Source organism: Jeotgalibacillus sp. JSM ZJ347 (assembly GCF_044383825.1).
Taxonomy (GTDB): domain Bacteria; phylum Bacillota; class Bacilli; order Bacillales; family Jeotgalibacillaceae; genus Jeotgalibacillus.
On the sequence record NZ_JBISEN010000001.1, the window covers coordinates 804,755 to 823,705 of the forward strand.

Annotated in this window: 20 protein-coding genes; 2 read left to right on the forward strand and 18 right to left on the reverse strand. The window is 42.0% G+C overall.

The annotated features are described in order from the left end of the window. Positions 1–32: 32 nt before the first annotated feature. The 3 genes from sdaAB to ACH6CZ_RS04175 all read right to left on the reverse strand — a co-directional run bounded on the left by sdaAB (position 33) and on the right by ACH6CZ_RS04175 (position 2,846). A complete protein-coding gene (gene sdaAB, locus ACH6CZ_RS04165; protein ID WP_374096155.1) occupies positions 33–695 on the reverse strand; it encodes an L-serine ammonia-lyase, iron-sulfur-dependent subunit beta in 663 nt (220 codons plus the stop codon). A gap of 99 nt (positions 696–794) precedes the next feature. Then, complete coding sequence (locus ACH6CZ_RS04170) at positions 795–2,429, reverse strand: DAK2 domain-containing protein (protein WP_374096511.1); 1,635 nt, start codon at positions 2,427–2,429, stop codon at positions 795–797. A gap of 54 nt (positions 2,430–2,483) precedes the next feature. Further along, complete coding sequence (locus ACH6CZ_RS04175; RefSeq protein WP_374096156.1) at positions 2,484–2,846, reverse strand: Asp23/Gls24 family envelope stress response protein; 363 nt, start codon at positions 2,844–2,846, stop codon at positions 2,484–2,486. A gap of 236 nt (positions 2,847–3,082) precedes the next feature. Here ACH6CZ_RS04175 and rpmB point away from each other — a divergent pair, with 236 nt between their 5' ends. Then, positions 3,083–3,271: a 50S ribosomal protein L28 gene (gene rpmB / locus ACH6CZ_RS04180; RefSeq protein WP_039808810.1), complete on the forward strand. Its 189-nt coding sequence runs from the start codon at positions 3,083–3,085 to the stop codon at positions 3,269–3,271. 63 nt (positions 3,272–3,334) lie between these two features. Here rpmB and spoVM read toward each other — a convergent pair whose 3' ends face one another. From spoVM to ACH6CZ_RS04255, 15 genes are all read right to left on the reverse strand, one after another. After that, positions 3,335–3,421, reverse strand: coding sequence for a stage V sporulation protein SpoVM (gene spoVM / locus ACH6CZ_RS04185; protein ID WP_039808808.1), 87 nt, complete (start codon positions 3,419–3,421; stop codon positions 3,335–3,337). A 15-nt stretch (positions 3,422–3,436) separates the two neighbouring features. Continuing rightward, positions 3,437–4,072: a thiamine diphosphokinase gene (locus ACH6CZ_RS04190; RefSeq protein WP_374096157.1), complete on the reverse strand. Its 636-nt coding sequence runs from the start codon at positions 4,070–4,072 to the stop codon at positions 3,437–3,439. Positions 4,073–4,171: 99 nt separating this feature from the next. Further along, positions 4,172–4,825, reverse strand: coding sequence for a ribulose-phosphate 3-epimerase (gene rpe, locus ACH6CZ_RS04195; RefSeq protein ID WP_374096158.1), 654 nt, complete (start codon positions 4,823–4,825; stop codon positions 4,172–4,174). A gap of 4 nt (positions 4,826–4,829) precedes the next feature. Further along, positions 4,830–5,711, reverse strand: coding sequence for a ribosome small subunit-dependent GTPase A (gene rsgA / locus ACH6CZ_RS04200; protein WP_374096159.1), 882 nt, complete (start codon positions 5,709–5,711; stop codon positions 4,830–4,832). 12 nt (positions 5,712–5,723) lie between these two features. Then, complete coding sequence (gene pknB, locus ACH6CZ_RS04205) at positions 5,724–7,679, reverse strand: Stk1 family PASTA domain-containing Ser/Thr kinase (protein ID WP_374096160.1); 1,956 nt, start codon at positions 7,677–7,679, stop codon at positions 5,724–5,726. Further along, positions 7,676–8,431: a Stp1/IreP family PP2C-type Ser/Thr phosphatase gene (locus tag ACH6CZ_RS04210; RefSeq protein WP_374096161.1), complete on the reverse strand. Its 756-nt coding sequence runs from the start codon at positions 8,429–8,431 to the stop codon at positions 7,676–7,678. The genes pknB and ACH6CZ_RS04210 overlap by 4 nt, the downstream gene beginning before the upstream one ends. 26 nt (positions 8,432–8,457) lie before the next feature. Further along, positions 8,458–9,789, reverse strand: a complete 1,332-nt coding sequence (rsmB, locus tag ACH6CZ_RS04215; protein ID WP_374096162.1) for a 16S rRNA (cytosine(967)-C(5))-methyltransferase RsmB — start codon at positions 9,787–9,789, stop codon at positions 8,458–8,460. Further along, on the reverse strand, positions 9,782–10,717 hold the full coding sequence (fmt, locus tag ACH6CZ_RS04220; protein ID WP_374096163.1) for a methionyl-tRNA formyltransferase: 936 nt from the start codon (positions 10,715–10,717) through the stop codon (positions 9,782–9,784). Before fmt ends, rsmB begins: the two co-directional genes overlap by 8 nt. Further along, positions 10,714–11,205, reverse strand: a complete 492-nt coding sequence (def, locus tag ACH6CZ_RS04225; protein WP_374096164.1) for a peptide deformylase — start codon at positions 11,203–11,205, stop codon at positions 10,714–10,716. Before def ends, fmt begins: the two co-directional genes overlap by 4 nt. Before the next feature lie 15 nt (positions 11,206–11,220). Then, positions 11,221–13,602 carry a primosomal protein N' gene (gene priA / locus ACH6CZ_RS04230; protein ID WP_374096165.1) on the reverse strand — a complete coding sequence of 794 codons (2,382 nt, stop codon included), beginning with the start codon at positions 13,600–13,602 and terminating at the stop codon, positions 11,221–11,223. After that, positions 13,599–14,816 (reverse strand): bifunctional phosphopantothenoylcysteine decarboxylase/phosphopantothenate--cysteine ligase CoaBC, encoded by a 1,218-nt coding sequence (gene coaBC / locus ACH6CZ_RS04235; RefSeq protein ID WP_374096166.1) that lies wholly within the window; start codon positions 14,814–14,816, stop codon positions 13,599–13,601. Before coaBC ends, priA begins: the two co-directional genes overlap by 4 nt. A gap of 293 nt (positions 14,817–15,109) precedes the next feature. Further along, entirely contained in the window at positions 15,110–15,337 is a 228-nt protein-coding gene (gene rpoZ / locus ACH6CZ_RS04240; protein ID WP_374096167.1) for a DNA-directed RNA polymerase subunit omega, read from the reverse strand. 1 nt (position 15,338) lies between these two features. After that, positions 15,339–15,953: a guanylate kinase gene (gene gmk / locus ACH6CZ_RS04245; RefSeq protein ID WP_374096168.1), complete on the reverse strand. Its 615-nt coding sequence runs from the start codon at positions 15,951–15,953 to the stop codon at positions 15,339–15,341. A gap of 2 nt (positions 15,954–15,955) precedes the next feature. Next, the gene (gene remA, locus ACH6CZ_RS04250) at positions 15,956–16,219 is read right to left on the reverse strand and encodes an extracellular matrix/biofilm regulator RemA (RefSeq protein WP_039808784.1); all 264 of its coding nucleotides are present in this window, start codon (positions 16,217–16,219) and stop codon (positions 15,956–15,958) included. A 22-nt stretch (positions 16,220–16,241) separates the two neighbouring features. Beyond that, on the reverse strand, positions 16,242–17,111 hold the full coding sequence (locus ACH6CZ_RS04255) for a YicC/YloC family endoribonuclease (protein WP_374096169.1): 870 nt from the start codon (positions 17,109–17,111) through the stop codon (positions 16,242–16,244). A gap of 112 nt (positions 17,112–17,223) precedes the next feature. Between ACH6CZ_RS04255 and ACH6CZ_RS04260 the strand changes: the two genes are divergently transcribed. Next, positions 17,224–18,933, forward strand: coding sequence for an Rqc2 family fibronectin-binding protein (locus ACH6CZ_RS04260; protein ID WP_374096170.1), 1,710 nt, complete (start codon positions 17,224–17,226; stop codon positions 18,931–18,933). The last annotated feature ends 18 nt before the right edge of the window (positions 18,934–18,951 follow it).

Genomic DNA, 18,951 nt, shown 5'->3' on the forward strand with positions numbered 1-18,951 from the left:
AACCCTCCTGTAATGTAAGCGCTATCACTTTATTAATCAGTAATTTTTGTGACCTGTGTAACTTCAGGAAGCGCTTTTAGCTCTGTAAGTAATGCATCTTCTACATTCTGATCCACTTCAATGGTCATAAGTGCCATTTTACCAACATCCTGTCTTGATACATCCATTTTTCCTATATTCATCTTATGTCTGGCTAATACAGTTGAAACGGCAGCTACCGCTCCAAAACGATCTTCGTGAACAACCAGAATCGCAGGGTGATGACCTGTCAGGCTCAGTTCAAAGCCGTTCAATTCAATAATTTCAATTTTACCGCCGCCGATTGAAATACCGACAAGCTCCATTTCCCCGTCTTTATCTCCAAGCTTAATTCTCGCTGTGTTTGGATGGTCAGTCAGCGCTTCTTCTTCACGGATTTTAACACGAATACCTTTCTCTCTTGCAATCTTTTTCGCTTCAATAATCCGCTCATCGTCTGTCTCAAAATCCATGATGCCACCTATAATCGCAACATCTGTCCCATGCCCTTTATATGTTTTCGCGAATGATCCGTAAAATGAAATATTTGCCCATTCTGGATCTCTGCCAAAAAGCTCTCTAGCCATTTTTCCAATTCTGGCTGCTCCGGCAGTATGTGAAGATGAAGGTCCGATCATGACCGGTCCGATAATATCAAATACACTTTTGTATTTCATGGCTGTTCCCTCTTTCATACAGACAATTTTGGCACTTCAAAAAAATAGAAGGGCCGCGCCCTTCTATTTTCTCTTGTTTCAGCCTATTTTTCAATGTTCTTATTCGACTGATAAAATATATGAATAAAGCGGCTGTTTGCCGTTATGGATTTCTACTTCCACTTCCGGATAACACTCTTCGATAAATGCTTCGATTTTTGAAACTTCGTCTACTGGTGAATCCTCACCATACAGGACTGTGATGATTTCAGACTCTTCATCAATCATATGCTCAAGCAGTTTTTTCACCGTTTCAAAACGGCTGTTTCCTGATGTAACGATTTTACTCTCAGCGATTCCCATATGGTCATCTTTTTTAATTGAGATCCCATCAATCGAAGTATCACGGACAGCAAATGTCACCTGGCCTGTTTTTACATGCTGCAGCGCATCAGTCATTGTTTCTCCATTTTCTGCAAGCTCTGCAGAAGGATTGAATGCAAGAAGTGATGCCATTCCCTGAGGCACAGTTTTTGTCGGAACTACCACAGCTTCCATTTCTACTACCTCGGCTGCCTGCTCGGCTGCCATAATAATATTTTTATTATTAGGTAAAATGATGACACGTTCAGCATTTGATTCCTCTATTGCTTTTACAATATCTTCAGTGCTTGGGTTCATTGTCTGACCGCCTTCAATCACACCGGTCGCACCAATGCTCTTGAACAGTTCAGAAACGCCTTCACCCATTGCAACTGTAATGATTGCATACGGCTGCTTTTCTTTAGGCTTGGACGGCTTTTCAGCTGCGCGGTGACCTTCTCCGACGATTTCAGTATGCTGCTCACGCATATTTTCGATTTTCATTTTAATCAGGCTTCCATACAACTGTCCCTGCGAAAGTGCTTTCCCAGGCTCTTCAGTGTGTATATGTACCTTTGCTACTTCATCGTCAGAAATCACGAGCAGTGAATCCCCGAGTTCACTTAAGTCTTCACGGAATTTCATTTCATCATAAGGGTGATCCTGAAGCTTCTTCTCTTCAAACTTCACCATAAACTCAGTACAGTAACCAAATTCAATGTCTTCAGTGTTCATAAAGCCCTGCACTCCGATATGATGCTCTGCGCTGACAAGCTCGTCCATCGATGGAGAAGAAGGTGAATCTGAAATCTTCTCGCCCTTTAATTCTGCAAGAAACCCTTCATAGACGTGAACAAGTCCCTGTCCTCCGCTGTCTACAACGCCTACTTCTTTTAATACCGGCAGCAGATCCGGCGTACGCTTAAGTGATGCTTTGGCTTCTTCAAGCGTAATTTCCATCAGTTTTGTTATATCTTCTTCAGTTTCTGCAGCTTCAACTGCTTTCTTTGCAGCGTCCTTAGCAACCGTCAGAATTGTTCCTTCAACAGGCTTCATTACTGCTTTATATGCAGAAGCTACACCTGCATCAAGCGCTTCAGCGAAATCTTTTGCATTTAATACAGCTTTTGATTCAACTGATTTGCCAAACCCTCTGAATAACTGAGACAAAATAACACCGGAGTTCCCGCGTGCACCCATTAACAACCCTTTTGAAAGTGCAGTTGATACTTTACCAAGGTGATCTCCGGTGTTGTTTTTTACTTCTTTTGACCCCGAAGTCATCGAAAGGTTCATATTTGTTCCTGTATCCCCATCAGGCACCGGAAACACATTCAGTGCATCCACAGTATCTGCATGATTTGAGAGGCAGGCTGCCCCCTGTAGTACCATTCCGGCAAACGTATTGCCGTCTATCTCTTTTCTAATCACAAAACTTTCCTCCTATCACAGGTTCGTCACCCTGACTCCCTGAACAAAAATATTGACTGCTTCTACTGAAAGCCCAACAGTTTTATCAAGTGTATATTTTACTGATGACTGAACGTTGTGAGCAACTTCTGAAATCTTTGTACCATATCCCACAATTATATACATATCGATCGTTACTTTATCGCCATCCTGACGTACAATCACGCCACGGGTAAAATTTTCACGTCTTAAAATATCGGTGAGCCCGTCACGGATCTGATGCTTGGATGCCATTCCGACGATCCCGTAACATTCGATTGCTGCTCCACCGGCAACCATTGCAATGACGTCATTTGAAATATCAATTTGACCATATTTGGTAGTTAATTCAATCGCCATAGAGTGCTCCCCCTTTGAATACTGTTTTGGCTACAGATATTTTACTATACTACAGCTATGATTGAAAGATAAACAGTACTTATCGCGTTCCTGAACGTGTAAAGCAAAAAAACTTGATAGAACTTATTATTTTTATTGCATAAAGTAGTTCCTTGTGATAAATTAGATAAAGTGTGATTGACTAAGTGAAAGATTGAAACAATGTTTTCAGCTTCATTTGTTAGGAGGGGAATAGAATGGCAAAACAATGTGTTGTAACAGGTCGTAAAACACGTTCTGGTAACGCTCGTTCCCACGCAATGAACGCTAACAAGCGTACATGGGGAGCTAACCTTCAAAAAGTTCGTATTCTTGTTGATGGTAAGCCTAAGCGTGTTTGGGTTTCTGCTCGTGCTCTGAAATCAGGCAAAGTAGAACGCGTGTAATAAATGATGACAGTAAAAAGACCTGAAGATCATGATGATCTTCAGGTCTTTTTGATCTATGTGCTATGCTGTTCTCCTTCTAAATAGACTTAACACCCCTCTTACCATTCCTCCGAGCATTCTCGGCAGTTTGATTGAATAGAAGCGCATATGACTCCCTCCCTGCTAATCTCTGCTTCTTATCATCATTAATATGCCGTCTGCAAATGAAATAGAAGCAAAGTCATCAACAATTTCATTACTGAGTGTCAATGTCATGCCATATGTAATCAATTGCTGTTTGAGTGGATACTTTACACCTGAAAGTGTGAGGCCCTTTACCTCCGTAGTAAAGGGAATGAACGAAAGATACGGGTATTGATCATTTTTTTCCACTGTAAAACTTCCGGGCAAATGGCATGTCAGCTGATTATTTTCATCTTCTATTCTGATTGTATGAGGGTGCGTGAGCGCTGGATGTGATAACAGAAGCTGAATATTCCCAAAAAAATGATCCTGTCTTCCGCCAGTAACACCCAGTATTCTGATTGGCTGGTCCTTCTTAAGTGCCCAATTCAGCGCAATCTCCATATCTGTCATATCTTTCTCAGGAGGCTCCTCATGTATATGATTAACTTGTTGACGTATTAGATCCATCTCACTTGCAGTGACTGAATCAAAGTCCCCAAATGCGTATTCAGGCCGGATGTTTCTGTTCATCAGAAAAACAGTGCCGCTGTCTACCCCGATCCATTGACCGCTTTTATCCAATTTTTCAAACCACGTTTCATTTATTGGTCCGCCACCTAATAGATTAATCATACTCCCACACCTTTGTTTACATAATATTAATACAATAAACTAAAATAAAAATAATAAACGCACAGAGAATTCTCGGGAATCCCCTGTACGTTTATTCATTTACTTCGCAGCTTTTTTTAGTGACGAGATTGCCGCTTCACGGTCATTTTTGCCATAGACAAATGATCCTGCAACTGCAACATCTGCCCCTGCATTTGTACAAAGTGCAATTGTTTCATCCGTGACACCGCCATCAACTTCAATTTCGTAGTTATAGCGCTCTTTTGTTCTTATTTCATTCAATTCTTTTATTTTTGTCACTGTTTCTTTGATAAAGGTCTGCCCGCCGAATCCCGGGTTAACAGTCATCACAAGCACGAGATCAGCTTCACTAAGGCAATGCTTAACTGCTTCAACAGGTGTATGCGGATTGAGTACAATCCCCGCTTTCACACCCGCTGACTTGATTAATTGAATCGTTCTGTGAAGATGCTTGGTTGCTTCAGCATGAACAGAAATGATATCAGCACCTGCTTTAGCAAATAATTCTACATATCGCTCAGGCTGTTCAATCATAAGGTGCACATCGAGTGTCAGTGAAGTAACAGGTCTGATTGCCTCAACGACGAGTGGACCCATCGTAATATTCGGGACAAACATGCCATCCATCACATCTATGTGAATATAATCTGCACCTCCTTTTTCAACTTCCCGTACTTCATCACCTAATTTTGAAAAGTCTGCTGATAAAATAGATGGTGCGATTTTAACCATAGATCTAATACCTCGGCTTTCTGGATTTTATTTCTTCATAAAACTGCTGATAATGATCGTATCTATACTGCCTGATTTCACTTGACTCCACGTCTGATTTGACCGCACATTTCGGCTCATTCATATGAAGACAGCCACGGAATTTACAGCGTTCAGAGGCTTCTGCCATTTCCGGAAAGCAATCGGACAATTCTTCAAGCTCAAGCGCTGAGAATTCCAATGCACTGAAACCAGGCGTATCAGCTACAAAACCTTCACCTATTTCAATTAATTCAACATGGCGCGTCGTATGCTTTCCTCTGCCGAGTGAGCTTGAAATCTGATCTGTTTTTAATTCCAGATCAGGTCTTAAAGCATTCAGTATAGAAGATTTACCTACTCCTGACTGCCCGGCAAAAACAGTGACATAGTCGTCTAATATTGGTTTTAACAGCGCCATGCTCTCCTCCCATTTAGCTGAAGTTAAAATGACTTCATAACCGATTTTTCTGTAATCATCAGCAAATTGCTCAATTCTCTGTTGCTGCTCATCATTTAACAGATCGATTTTTGATATACAAATGACTGGTCTAATATGGTGGCTTTCAACAAGCACGAGAAACCTGTCCAGTAAAGATGTACTGAAGTCTGGCTCAACTGCTGAGAAAACCAGTACAGCCTGATCTACGTTCGCAATTGGCGGTCTGACGAGTTCATTTTTTCTGGACTGAATATCCAGTATATATCCTTCCTGAGCGTTATCCGCCTGATATTCGACGTAATCTCCAACAAGCGGAGTGATTTTATTTTTACGGAATATTCCCCGGCCTCTGCACTGGATGACTGAATCCTGATCTTTTACGTAATAAAAACCACTCAGGGCTTTCATAATTTTTCCTTCGGGCATACACACGCTCCTTTACTCATTTTCCTGATAGGAGATTGTATCTTCAAGATAGGTTTCCCCATTCCTTTTAATGCGGTACGAACCGCTGCTGCCTTCTTCAATCGTTAACCGGATATTACGTTCTGTGTCTTCTGTGATTGTAAATTCTTCAACCGGTTCATCCATTGAGTTATTTTTATCTTCAATGTAAATGGCAATGACCTGCTCCGGTAACTCAGGCGGGTCTTCTCCTTCTTCAGGCTGATCTTCCTCCTGAAGATACTCAATTGTTACGGGAATCACTACATTATTCACTGGTACCGGCGGAGCGCCTAGTGAAGTGACTATATTAATACTACCACCGACTTCCACCATTGTACCGGCTTCAGGATTTTGCGAGATCACTGTGCCGGCAGGGTAGTCACCAGAGTATTCTTCTCTTGTAATCGTTACACTGATTCCGTTTTCCTGTTCATACGCTGCGATTTCTTCAGCGGTATACCCTGTCAGGTCAGGCACTTCAGACTGCTCAGGACCCTGACTGATCACAAGTCTCATCACAGTGTCTCCAGGCACAACTTCTTCACCTTCCCGCGGGTCCTGTTCAAGAATCGTACCTTCTGCGGCATCATCATATTGCTCAGTCAGTTCAATCCTGAAACCTGCTTCACGAATCAGATCTTCTGTATTACTGAAGTTTCTGCCCACATACCCATCTACTTCAATTGTTTCTTTACCACTGCTGACAGTAAGATTAACAGCTTCTCCTTCGTCAACTGACCTTGTGGCTTTAGGCGAGCTCCTGAGGACGATATCTTCTTCAGTTTGTTCATTCGGTTCATAGGTCACTTCACCGACGGTTAATCCGGCTTCAGTGATGATATCTTCAGCGTCTTCAATATTTTCCCCTGTCACATCCGGAACCTGAACCTGCGCGGGGCCAAACATACCCATTGCAGCCATTACGCCTCCGCCTAATAAAAGAATAAATATGAGCGCCATAATCCACGGCCATTTCTTTTTCTTCTTTTTAGGCTTTTCTTTTTGTTTTTCAGGTTCATGTATTTTTGTGTCTTCTGAAGGCATCACATCCATACGATCCCTGATAATCGGTATTGCTTTTGTAGCTTCAAGATCAGGAGCCGGTGCAAATAGCGGCTCAGAAGCACGCTCAGGGTTCAGTACCGTTTTCAGATCATCTGTCATTTCATCAGCATTTGCATAGCGGTAGTGAGGATCCTTTGCTGCAGCTTTTAAAATGACATTTTCAAGACTCTGCGGAAGGTCCTGAATGACTTCAGATGGCCTTGGCAGATCACTTTGCAAATGCTTCAGCGCGATTGAAATCGGTGTTTCCCCTTCATATGGCAGTGTCCCTGTAATCAGTTCATACATGACAATACCGAGAGAATAGATATCTGATTTTTTAGAAGCAGTTCCTCCTCTCGCCTGCTCGGGTGAAAGGTAGTGAACCGTACCCATTACTGAATTAGTCTGAGTGATCGCCGTTGCGCTAAGCGCCATTGCAATACCAAAATCCGTTATTTTAATGTTACCTTCCTGATCAATCAATATATTTTGCGGCTTTATATCTCTGTGAATAATACCGTTATGATGGGCGTGTGCGATTGCAGAAGTCAGCTGAAGCATAATATGGATTGCATCATCAAGTGCAAGTGGTGAATGCTCCTGAATATACTGCTTTAGCGTCATTCCCTCGACATATTCCATCACTAAGAAGTAATAATCATCTTCATCACCAACATCGTACATGCTGACAATATTAGGGTGAGTCAGGCTTGTCGCGGATTGTGCTTCACGCTGAAACCGTTTAAGCATATTACCTTCACTGACATAATCCATCCGGAGCACTTTAACCGCTACATCTCTGTCGAGGATCATATCCCTGGCAAGATAGACATTCGCCATTCCTCCACTTCCGATGGATCTGAGCACTTTATATCTACCGCTTAACCGTTTACCAATCATAAGGATTCACCACCCTCTTCGTGCAGGGAAAATTTAACAGCTGCAAGAGTGATGTTGTCTTCTCCGCCATGATCGTTAGCCAGACGGATCAGGTGATCTGCCATCTCTTCAAGCCTCTCAGACTCAGCCGCAATCGCTCTGATTTCCTGCTCTGAAACTTTGTTTGAAAGACCGTCAGAGCATAATAATATGAGTGTTCCGTCTTCGGGAATAATCGTTTTAACAGAAGGTTCTGCTTTGTTTTTTGAACCGAGTGCTTTCAGCAGCAGATTTTTCTTGGGATGATGCTCTGCATCTTCCCTTGATATTTCACCCGATTGGACAAGTGCATTGACAAAAGAGTCATCTTCAGTCATTTGAATCACTTTTAATTGGTCGATGATATAACCCCTGCTGTCTCCTACATGAGCGATTGAGATAAAATCTTCTGTGCATAATGCAGCCACGAGCGTTGTGCCCATCCCGGCGCAGTCAGGATTTTGTTCAGCATACTGATAAAGTTCAGTATTTACTTCTTCTATGGTCTTACAAAGCCACTCTTCAGCAGCTCCTGCTCTAAGTTCTTCGTTGAGTTCATACCATTTTTTCTCTACGAGTTCCACTGCCATTTTACTCGCTACATCACCTGCCCGGTGGCCTCCCATTCCGTCTGCTACCAGGGCAAGAATTGAAGAATGGTTTTGAAATATGCCCCCTGAGTCTTCATTCAGCTTTCGTACTTTTCCACGATCGCTTTTAAAAACGGCTTCCATCCATCCACCTCGTTTATCTTCTGCTTTTAACTGTTCTTTTTAAACACTGCAATAAAAAACCCATCCCCGTCAAAATCCTGAGGGAAGATTTGAAGCATGTTGTTTTCTGCAAGGACTGAGATCTGCTCCGGCAGATGATCCGGTGCTGTCAGTGACATTTCAGGATGTTCAGCTAAGAACTTCTTCACAGTCCCCTCGTTTTCTTCTTTATCTACCGTGCAGGTACTGTATACAAGAATTCCTTCCTGTTTGAGACTGTTAACAGCAGCATGCAGCAGTTCCTGCTGGATACGTGAAAGTGATTCAAGGTCCTGTTCTCTTTTTGCATATTTGATATCCGGCTTTCTGCGTAAAACACCAAGCCCGCTACACGGGGCATCTACCAGAATCCTGTCGAATGTCTTTTCAGGATAACGTTCCTGCAGCTTGCGGCCATCCATTGCTTCGCCTTTCACATTACTCAACTTCAGGCGATCAGCATTCTCTTTAATCAGTTTAATTTTATGTTCGTGAAGATCAAGTGCGAGCACTTCTCCCTCATTATTTAAACATTCGGCAATATGTGTGGTTTTTCCTCCTGGCGCTGCACACATATCAAGAATTAATTCACCCGGAACAGGTGCTAAAGCATATGCAACAAGCATTGAACTCTCATCCTGAACAGTAATAAAACCTTCTTTATATGCTTGAGTATGCGCAATATTTCCTTTTTTGACACGTATGCCTGATGGGATAATCGGACTTTCAGATGCTTCTACACCTTCTTCTTCAAGAAGCTTCAACGCTTCTTCCCTGCTGATTCTGCTTGTATTCACTCTGGCTGTCTGAACAGGTGCAATCAGGTTTCTTTCACACATTTCTTTTGCCTTCTCGACGCCAAAGTGTGCAGCCCATCTCTTTACCAGCCACTCGGGGTGACTCGTTTCAATTGATATTTTTTTGATCGGATCCACTATCTCATCAACTGATCTGACGCCTTCACGCTGGATTGAACGTAGTACACCGTTTACCATGCCTGAAATTCCTTTATGTCCTTTTTTCTTTGCAATTTCAACTGCTTCGTGAATTGCAGCGCGTTCAGGTACGCGATCAAGATAGAGCATCTGATAAAGGCTTAATCTCAGCAAATTCTGAACCCAGCCTTCGACTTTCTTTTTCAGAAACGGTTCCAGAAAATAATCCAGCGTCATTTTACGCTGAATCGTCCCGTACGTAATTTCTGTAAGCAGTCCTGTATCTTTTTTACTGATCTCAAATTTTTTGATTGCATGGTTAAGCAAAAGGTTACTATAAGATTGATTTTTATCAATCTGATCCAGAATATGAAGTGCTGCTTCTCTTAATGAAAACTTACTCATACTGAACCTTCTCTCCAACCTGAATATTAGATCCGCGCATGAAATCAGCTGCGGCCATTTTCTTTTTGCCGGATGGCTGCAGTTCAGTTACAAGCACAGCTTCAGCGTCAGCTGTCGCAATTAAAAGCCCTTCACCATCTACACCGATAATTTCACCGGGTGCTCCGCTTCCTGTTGAAAGCTTTGCCTGCTGAATTTTTAACGGCTTATCTCTGAAAGTCGTATAAGCTGTTGGCCATGGATAAAGCCCTCTGATTTGATTAAAGACTTCTCTGCCCGGGCGGTTCCAGTCGATTTTTTCTTCTTCTCTTTTAATGTTCCAGGCATAAGTTGCCTGCTCATGATTTTGTTCCGTTCTATCTGCCTTCCCATCAATCAGTAAAGGCAATGTTTCTGATAACAGATCTGCGCCTGTTTCACTTAATTTATTGTGTAGTGAGCCAACATGATCTTCATCCGTAATTCCCACTTCCCGCTGGCTGATGATATCCCCTGCATCCAGTTTTTCAGCCATATACATAATCGTGATACCTGTTTTTTCATAGCCTCTGATAATGGCGTGATGAATCGGTGCGCCGCCTCTCAGTTCAGGCAGCAGAGATGCATGTACATTGATACAGCCAAGCTTCGGTGCATCAAGCAGTTCCTTAGGCAACAGCTGTCCGAAAGCCGCCGTAATAATTAAATCAGCTTCAAGTGCAATGATTTCTTTCAGTTCATCTGATCCTGAAAGCTTTTCAGGCTGAATCACTTTCAGGTCATGATTCAACGCTTCACTTTTAACAGGAGGAGGTGTCAGGACTTTTTTTCTTCCGACAGGTCTGTCAGGCTGTGTAACAACTGCCTTCACTTCGTATCCATCTGCAATGATTCTCTGCAGAACAGGAACTGAAAAGTAAGGTGTACCCATAAAAATTACTGAAGTCATTCCGCTTCCTCCTCTAACGCTTTAAGTTCTTCTTCTGTGACATAGCGCGTTACTTTTGAAGTAAATAAAACGCCATCTAAATGATCCGCTTCATGCTGGATTGCTCTTGAAAGATATCCGTCAGCTTCCATCACAAATGTCTTTCCGTTACGGTCCTGCGCTGACAGGACAATCTGATCTGTTCTTTTAACCTCTCCAAAGATACCAGGGAAACTCAAACATCCTTCCACATCAGTTTCTTCTCCTGCAATGTATTTAATTTCAGGGTTTATCATTTCTATCACACCTGACTCATCATCAAGATAAACGATGGCGATCCTTTCAGTGATCCCTGCCTGTGGTGCTGCAATCCCAATACCATCATGCTCCATCATGAGATCAAAAAGCTGGTCTAACGTATCGTGCAGTTTCTGATCAAATATCGTTACTTTACTGCACTTCTGTTCAAGTCTTTCATCAGGGTGTGTAACAATTTCAAATTTCTTCATATTTTCCTCCATCTTTTACATCATAATATAAGGCTGAACGTCTATATTGATCGATACAGCATCTTTACCTGTATCACTGTATTGATCAAGTATTTTTTTCAGCAGATTCTTCAGTTCCGGCTCATGCTTGTACTTAATGATGCATTGATACCGGTATTTATCCTGGATTCTGGCGATTGGTGATGCAACAGGACCCAATATAATCGACTGACTGGATAAACGGTTTTTCAAAATGTCAGCAATCTCATTACATACTCCTGCTGCCTTATTCACATTCTCATGGCTGAGCGTGATCAGTGAAATATAATAAAAAGGCGGGTATTGAGCAGCTTTACGCATCATCATTTCCTTTTGATAAAACCATTCATAATTTTGTGTTTTGGCCAGTTCAATCGAGAAGTGTTCAGGTGTATACGTCTGGATAATCACTTCACCCGGCAATTCATGTCTGCCTGCTCTCCCGCTTACCTGGGTTAACAGCTGAAATGTTTTTTCAGATGCCCTGAAGTCAGGGAGGTGCAGCATTGTATCTGCACTGAGTACACCCACAAGTGTAATATTTGGAAAATCCAGCCCTTTTGCGATCATCTGAGTGCCCAGCAGAATATCAGCTTCCCCCCGGCCAAATGCATCTAACAGTTTTTCATGGGAGCCTTTTTTTGAGGTAGTATCCACATCCATGCGGATTGTTTTGACATGCGGCATCAGTTTAAACAGTTCTTCCTCTACTTTTTGCGTACCTGTTCCGAAATATCTGATATGCTCACTTTCACATTCAGGACAAGTATTTGGCACATGCTCCTCATATCCGCAATAGTGGCATTTCATACTTTCTTTATATCTGTGATAAGTAAGAGAGACTTCACAGTGAGGGCATTGCATAACCGTTCCGCAGTCTCTGCACATGATAAAAGAAGAATAGCCTCTTCTGTTGAGAAAAAGAACAATCTGTTCCTTCCGCTCAATTCTTTTTTCAATTTCAAGCAGCAGATCCCTTGAAAACATTGATCTGTTTCCTTCACGCAACTCTTCACGCATATCAATAATCTTCACTTCAGGGAGATCCTGCTGATTCATTCTATATTCAAGCTCAAGCAGCTGATAATTCCCTTTTTTCGCTCTGGCAAAGCTTTCAAGTGAAGGTGTCGCACTTCCTAAAATCACAGGGCAACCATGTCTCATGCTTCTTTCAATCGCAACATCTCTCGCATGATACCTTGGTGAATCCTCCTGCTTGTAGCTCGTTTCGTGTTCTTCATCTATGATAATCACACCAAGCTTTTTAAACGGGGCAAAAATGGCTGAACGCGCTCCGACAACTACATTCACTTCACCTCTGTGGATCCTTCTCCACTCATCATACTTTTCCCCGACAGATAATCCGCTGTGCATCACAGCTACCTGATCCCCAAATCGTCCCTTAAAGCGCTGAACCATCTGGGGAGTCAGTGAAATCTCGGGTACCAGCATAATCGCCTGCCTGTCCTGCTTCAATACCTGATCGATTGTCTGTAGGTATATTTCTGTTTTACCACTTCCGGTTACACCATGCAGAAGAAAGGTCTGCTGCTTGTATTGATGTACTTTTTCAAGAATTGGTGTAATGGCTTTTTTCTGATCATCAGTAAGCGTAAAGTGATTCGTTTTTTCAAACGTTCTCTCAGCAAATGGGTCCCTGTACTGCTCACTGAAGATTTCTTTTAAGTACCCCTTATCAATCAATGTCTTAATAACGGCATTAGTCGTCCCTGCCGCTTCTTTCAGTTCAGCAACGGACATTTTCCCTTCATTCTGCTCGAGGAGATCCATAATTAATTTTTGTTTTTTTGCATTTGACGGAATCTCCCCGGAATGCTGTCTGTTGATTTCAACGAATCTTTTTTTCTTAACGTTCATTGATTGCTTCACAACGTATTTCATTTCAACTTTACGCTGTTTAATGAGCTGCTGCAGATCTTTAAGCGCCTGATGCTCATCAGCTGTTTTCCAGGTTAAAGGCGATTCCTTTTCAAATAGAGCGCTAATATGAGCTGGAATGTTGTCTCGATCCAGCAAATGGAAGAATTTATTATATTTCGCTTTCATCGCAGCCGGCAGCATGACCTGCAGTGCTGATATTCTGTAGCAAAGCGTCTGGTCAGTCAGCCATTCTGATAAAGACATTAATTCTTCATTTAATACAGGCTCTATATCTACGACTTCTTCAATCGGTTTCAGTTTTTTGACAGAAGATTCTTCTTTCACTTCTAAAATAAACCCCTGAATCTTCCTCGGCCCAAAAGGAACAACCACTCTGATTCCTTTTTGAACCACTGCCTGCAGCCGCTCTGGAACTGTATAATCAAACGTTCTGTCGATTTGTTTTGCAGGAACATCAACGATGACTGAAGCGATCATACAGATCTTCCTTTTAGTAACTGGTTGATTTCATTCATCAGTGCTTCAGCTACCTGCTCCTTTGTCTGCATCGGCAGTTCAGTTACTGTGCCATCTTTTCTGAAAAACGTAACCGCATTTGTATCTGTACCGAATCCTGCTCCATCAGTGAGAATGTTATTCCCCACAATGAGATCTGCATTTTTCTTTTCCAGCTTACGCATCGCATACGTTTCAAGCAGTTCTGTTTCAGCTGCAAAACCGATCAGGATCTGATGTTTTTTCTGCTCACCTAACGTTTTTAAAATATCCTTCGTCCGTTCAAATTCCACTGTCAGCGGACCGTCTTTCTTTTTCATTTTCTGGTCACTGGTTTCTGCAGGACGGTAGTCTGCAACCGCTGCACTTTTAATGACAATGTCAGCAGTCTCAAAATGTCTGATTACCTGCTCATACATTTCTTCCGCTGTTTCAACGTGAATTGTATTGACGCCTGCCGGAGGTGTAATAGAGACCGGCCCTGATACGAGCGTAACCTCTGCACCGGCTTCAGCTGCAACTTTGGCAATGACATAGCCCATTTTCCCGGAGGAATGATTGGTAAAAAAGCGGACCGGGTCTATTTTTTCACGCGTTGGGCCTGCTGTTATAACCACCTTTTTGCCTTTTAAGGGCTGTGTGCTTTTCCGTTTAAAATAAGTTGCTATGATTTCAGTAATTTTTTCAGGTTCCTCAAGTCTGCCTTTTCCTACATATCCGCATGCTAAAAACCCTTCAGAAGGTTCAATGAAACGGACACCGCGCTCATGAAGTGTTTCGATGTTTTTTAATACAGCAGGGTGACTGTACATATGAACATTCATCGCAGGAGCTGCCCATACTGGTGCAGTTGTAGCGAGTAACGTTGTGGTGATCATGTCATCTGCAATCCCATTGGCAAGTTTTCCAAGAACGTTAGCTGTTGCGGGTGCGATAACGACGAGATCTGCCCAGTCTGCCAGATCGATATGCGCAATCTTGGCTGAATCCTTTTCATCAAATGTATCATAATATACATCGTTTCTTGACATTGCCTGGAATGTAAGTGGTGTGACAAATTCCATCGCACTTTCTGTCATGATTACTTTCACATTAAAGCCCGCCTGACTTAATTTGCTTGTCAGTGCGACCGCTTTATATACAGCGATTCCCCCTGATACACAAAGGAGTATATTTTTCTTCACCAATGCAGCCATCTCCCCATTAAATAGATACTTCCATTATGAACGAAAAAACAACATTTTTCACTCAACAGGTATGAATCTTTATAAAAGTGTTGTGTACTTTGGCTGAGATTTCCGCTTCAGGGGAACGCTTCCCCCGTGGTTTTGTCTCAAGCCTCGCTTTGCGGGGTCTCAGCTTCCGTTCATATCCCGGTGTAGTCGCCCCATTACGCTTCCATCTCTGCTGTGCAAATATTTATATTTATCTTTTACTTGAATACAAAAAAGAAAAAACAACCGGCAGCGGCTGTTTTTTTCTGTTGATCTTATTTTTCGTCTTCGTAGAGAATGCCTTCCTGCGGCTTTTTCATGACAAGCTGCCCTGCTGCAATTTCTTCAAGGGCCTGACCGACGAATTTTACTGAGTGATAAGAGTCGAGTGAACCTTTATCACCTTTTTCCTGCATATTACGCGCGCGCTTTGCGGCCACGCTTACTAATGAATATTTAGAATCAATATTTTTTCTTAATGAATCAGATGATGGGTATAACATATTATTCGACCTCCAGCATTTTTTTATAGCGGGCTTCAACCCGTTCTCTTTTAAGATGTTCTGCCATGACAATTGCGTTGATCCGCTCACATGCGTTTTCTACATGATCGTTTTCTACAACGTAATCATACAGATTCATCATAGAAAGTTCTCTTCTTGCAGCCTCCACACGGGTTTTAATGACATCGTCACTTTCCGTCCCGCGTGTTACAAGGCGTGTTTCAAGCTCTGAAAGGCTTGGCGGTGCAAGAAAAATAAAAAGTCCTTCAGGAAACTTTTCTCTTACCTGCTTAGCGCCTTCTACTTCAATTTCAAGAAATACGTCTTTTCCATTATCAAGTGTTTCTCTCACATAATCAACAGGTGTTCCGTAATAGTTCCCTACATATTCTGCGTATTCAAGAAGCTTGTCCCGCTCTATTAGTGCTTCAAACTCTTCTCTTGTTTTAAAGAAATAATCTTTTCCATCAATTTCTCCTTCGCGTGGAAGTCTTGTTGTCATGGAAACAGAATATTCATATGCTGTGTTCTCTGCTGAAAATAATTCTTTTCTAACTGTACCTTTACCGACTCCTGAAGGACCGGACAGCACAATCAGTACGCCTTTTTCTATCATTTTTACCCTTCTTCCTGACTATCATCTTTATCTGTAAAACGGGATGCCACCGTTTCCGGCTGGACTGCGACAAGTATGACGTGATCACTATCCATGATCATGACAGCTCTGGTTCTGCGTCCGTATGTTGCATCGATCAGCGTTCCTCTTTCCCGTGCATCCTGTACAAGCCTTTTAACAGGTGCAGATTCAGGACTGATGATTGTGATGATGCGATTGGCAGACACGATATTCCCAAATCCGATATTGATTAACTTTATTGACATCCCTGACACCCCTTAATCGATTTCACTCAATATTTTGAACCTGTTCCCTGATCTTCTCGAGAATAGATTTCATGTCAATCACAGCAGCAGCTACATCCTCATCCCCGGCTTTGGATCCAACCGTGTTCACTTCACGGTGCATCTCCTGAGTGAGAAAATCGAGTCTTCTGCCGATTGGTTCATTTTTGCTGAGCGCATTTTCAAATTGTTTGATATGACTGAGCAGTCTTGTGAATTCCTCCGTCACATCTGCTTTATCTGCAAATATTGCTACTTCTGTCAGCAGTCTGCTCTCATCCACGCCATTTGTATACTCTCTGATCGTTTTTTCGAGACGATCTTTATATTTTTTTGATACATCCGGAGATCGTTCCATTGCATACTCGACATTTTGCTTTAATGATTGTACTTGATATCGCAGCTCGTTTTCAAGCTCTTTTCCTTCATTTGTCCGCATATCTGAAAGCTTTCCACATGCTTCTTTTAATGCAGTCAAAATGACGTCGTCTGCTGAATGTTCTTCTTTTATTTCAACCGCAGTAAATGCGTCTGTCTGTTTCAGCAGATCCCTGACACGCAGGTCTTCTTCAATGCCGTATCTCTCGGCGGCATCTTTTACAAACTGCGTATAGGCATCAAGCAGCTCCCAGTCAACGAGTAGCTTATGACTGTTGGGCTTTTCACTTTCTACTGATATATAAACATCCACTTTACCACGCTTTATGTATGAAGAGATGATTTTTTTTACTTTTTCTTCAGTTTCTGCATACATTCTCGGCATTTTAACCGTACATTCATGGAAACGGTGATTAACTGATTTGATCTCTACCGTTACGGCCAGAAGCTCCTGCCTTGCTGTTCCTCTTCCAAATCCGGTCATACTTTTTGTCATCTCGTAAATCACCTGCTTATCTCTTTCAATGTACTTCATTATAGCATACAGACCATCTGAAAAGATGATAAGATGGGACAGAAGATAAAGAAAGACGGAAAGAGGGATTTGTATGTCATTCGATGGATTATTCACAAGAGCCATCACAAAAGAATTAACCGATCAATTAGACGGTGGCCGGATCAGCCGGATTCATCAGCCCTATCAGAATGAATTAATGATGGTCATTCGTGCACAGGGTAAAAATCACAAACTGCTTCTCTCAGCCCACCCTTCTTACTCCAGAATTCAGTTAACTGAAGAGCAGTATGATAATCCTTCAGAACCACCTATGTTCTGCATGCTTCTTCGTAAGCATTTAGAAGGTGCTATCATTGAATCCATCAGTCAAAAAGATATGGAACGGATCATTGTGTTTGAAGTAAAAGGACGTAATGAAATTGGAGATATCTCTTATAAGCAATTAATAGTAGAGATTATGGGCAGACACTCGAATATCATATTAGTTGATAAGGAACGCAATATGATTTTAGACAGTATTAAACACTTAAATCCTTCTGTGAATCGTGCGAGAACGATTCTGCCTGGCGCTGATTTTGAATGGCCGCCTGAACAGAACAAGTTAAACCCATTTGAAGTAAATGAAGAGTTATTCTTAAGAACGATGGACTGGAACAGCGGAAAGCTTGATAAACAGCTTGTACAGCATTTTGCAGGATTCTCTCCTTTATTTGCAAAAGAAGTGATTGAACGTGCAGGACTGACAGAGAAAAAGCGTGTATTTGACGCCTTCGGCGAGCTGCTTGACCGAATGAAGGTTCACGATTATGAACCTGCTTTTATGCAGCAAAACAATAAAGATTACTTTTATCTGTATCCGCTCAAACAGCTGAAGGATGCAGAGAGCCAATCATATCCATCAATCAGCCAGCTCCTTGATCGCTATTACTTTGGAAAGGCCGAACGTGACCGTGTCCGTCAGCAGGGACATGACCTCGAGCGTTTTATTAAAAATGAAAAAGATAAGAACGTATTAAAAATAAAAAAGCTGAATAAAACGCTCGATCAGGCAGCAGAAGCCGGAAAATATCAGCTGAGCGGCGAGCTGCTCACTGCTAATATTTATGCTATTGAACGTGGAATGTCTGAAGTGGAAGTGCTGAATTATTATGAAGAAGACTCTCCGCAAGTCACGATTAAGCTTGATCCGCGTAAAACACCGTCAGAAAATGCACAGTGGTATTTTACAAAATACCAGAAAGCAAAAAATGCGGTAGATATCGTTAAAGAGCAGATTGAGATTGCTGAAAAAGAAATTCAGTATTTTGACCAACTGATGCAGCAACTCGATTCAGCTTCACCATCAGATCTTGAAGAGATAAGAGAAGAGCTTGCTGAAGAAGGTTATATGAAAGCAAAGAAACAAAAAAAGAAAAAATCAAAACCGCAAAAGCCTGTACTTGAAGAATATATTGCAAGCAACGGTACTTTGATTCTCGTTGGTAAGAATAATAAACAGAATGATTATCTGACAAATAAGGCTGCAGGAAAAGATGAGATCTGGCTTCATACAAAGGATATTCCGGGTTCACACGTTGTGATTCGGGATAAGGAACCTGATGAGGAGACAATTTTAGAAGCAGCTAAAATTGCAGCGTATTTCAGTAAGGCGAGGGCTTCAAGTTCGGTGCCTGTTGATTTTACAAAGATCCGTCATGTTAAAAAGCCTAGCGGTTCAAAGCCAGGCTATGTGATTTATGAACAGCAGGAAACGGTGTATGTAACGCCTGATGATGAATTGATCAGACGTTTAAAAAAATGAACTTTTTATAACCGCTGA

Excerpts from the sequence above, each read along its gene's own strand:
- sdaAB (WP_374096155.1), bottom strand. The coding sequence starts at position 695 with ATGAAATACAAAAGTGTATTTGATATTATCGGACCGGTCATGATCGGA.
- ACH6CZ_RS04170 (WP_374096511.1), bottom strand. The coding sequence starts at position 2,429 with ATGGTACTACAGGGGGCAGCCTGCCTCTCAAATCATGCAGATACTGTG.
- ACH6CZ_RS04175 (WP_374096156.1), bottom strand. The coding sequence starts at position 2,846 with ATGGCGATTGAATTAACTACCAAATATGGTCAAATTGATATTTCAAAT.
- rpmB (WP_039808810.1), top strand. The coding sequence starts at position 3,083 with ATGGCAAAACAATGTGTTGTAACAGGTCGTAAAACACGTTCTGGTAAC.
- spoVM (WP_039808808.1), bottom strand. The coding sequence starts at position 3,421 with ATGCGCTTCTATTCAATCAAACTGCCGAGAATGCTCGGAGGAATGGTA.
- ACH6CZ_RS04190 (WP_374096157.1), bottom strand. The coding sequence starts at position 4,072 with ATGATTAATCTATTAGGTGGCGGACCAATAAATGAAACGTGGTTTGAA.
- rpe (WP_374096158.1), bottom strand. The coding sequence starts at position 4,825 with ATGGTTAAAATCGCACCATCTATTTTATCAGCAGACTTTTCAAAATTA.
- rsgA (WP_374096159.1), bottom strand. The coding sequence starts at position 5,711 with ATGCCCGAAGGAAAAATTATGAAAGCCCTGAGTGGTTTTTATTACGTA.
- pknB (WP_374096160.1), bottom strand. The coding sequence starts at position 7,679 with ATGATTGGTAAACGGTTAAGCGGTAGATATAAAGTGCTCAGATCCATC.
- ACH6CZ_RS04210 (WP_374096161.1), bottom strand. The coding sequence starts at position 8,431 with ATGGAAGCCGTTTTTAAAAGCGATCGTGGAAAAGTACGAAAGCTGAAT.
- rsmB (WP_374096162.1), bottom strand. The coding sequence starts at position 9,789 with ATGAGTAAGTTTTCATTAAGAGAAGCAGCACTTCATATTCTGGATCAG.
- fmt (WP_374096163.1), bottom strand. The coding sequence starts at position 10,717 with ATGACTTCAGTAATTTTTATGGGTACACCTTACTTTTCAGTTCCTGTT.
- def (WP_374096164.1), bottom strand. The coding sequence starts at position 11,205 with ATGAAGAAATTTGAAATTGTTACACACCCTGATGAAAGACTTGAACAG.
- priA (WP_374096165.1), bottom strand. The coding sequence starts at position 13,602 with ATGATCGCTTCAGTCATCGTTGATGTTCCTGCAAAACAAATCGACAGA.
- coaBC (WP_374096166.1), bottom strand. The coding sequence starts at position 14,816 with ATGGCTGCATTGGTGAAGAAAAATATACTCCTTTGTGTATCAGGGGGA.
- rpoZ (WP_374096167.1), bottom strand. The coding sequence starts at position 15,337 with ATGTTATACCCATCATCTGATTCATTAAGAAAAAATATTGATTCTAAA.
- gmk (WP_374096168.1), bottom strand. The coding sequence starts at position 15,953 with ATGATAGAAAAAGGCGTACTGATTGTGCTGTCCGGTCCTTCAGGAGTC.
- remA (WP_039808784.1), bottom strand. The coding sequence starts at position 16,219 with ATGTCAATAAAGTTAATCAATATCGGATTTGGGAATATCGTGTCTGCC.
- ACH6CZ_RS04255 (WP_374096169.1), bottom strand. The coding sequence starts at position 17,111 with ATGACAAAAAGTATGACCGGATTTGGAAGAGGAACAGCAAGGCAGGAG.
- ACH6CZ_RS04260 (WP_374096170.1), top strand. The coding sequence starts at position 17,224 with ATGTCATTCGATGGATTATTCACAAGAGCCATCACAAAAGAATTAACC.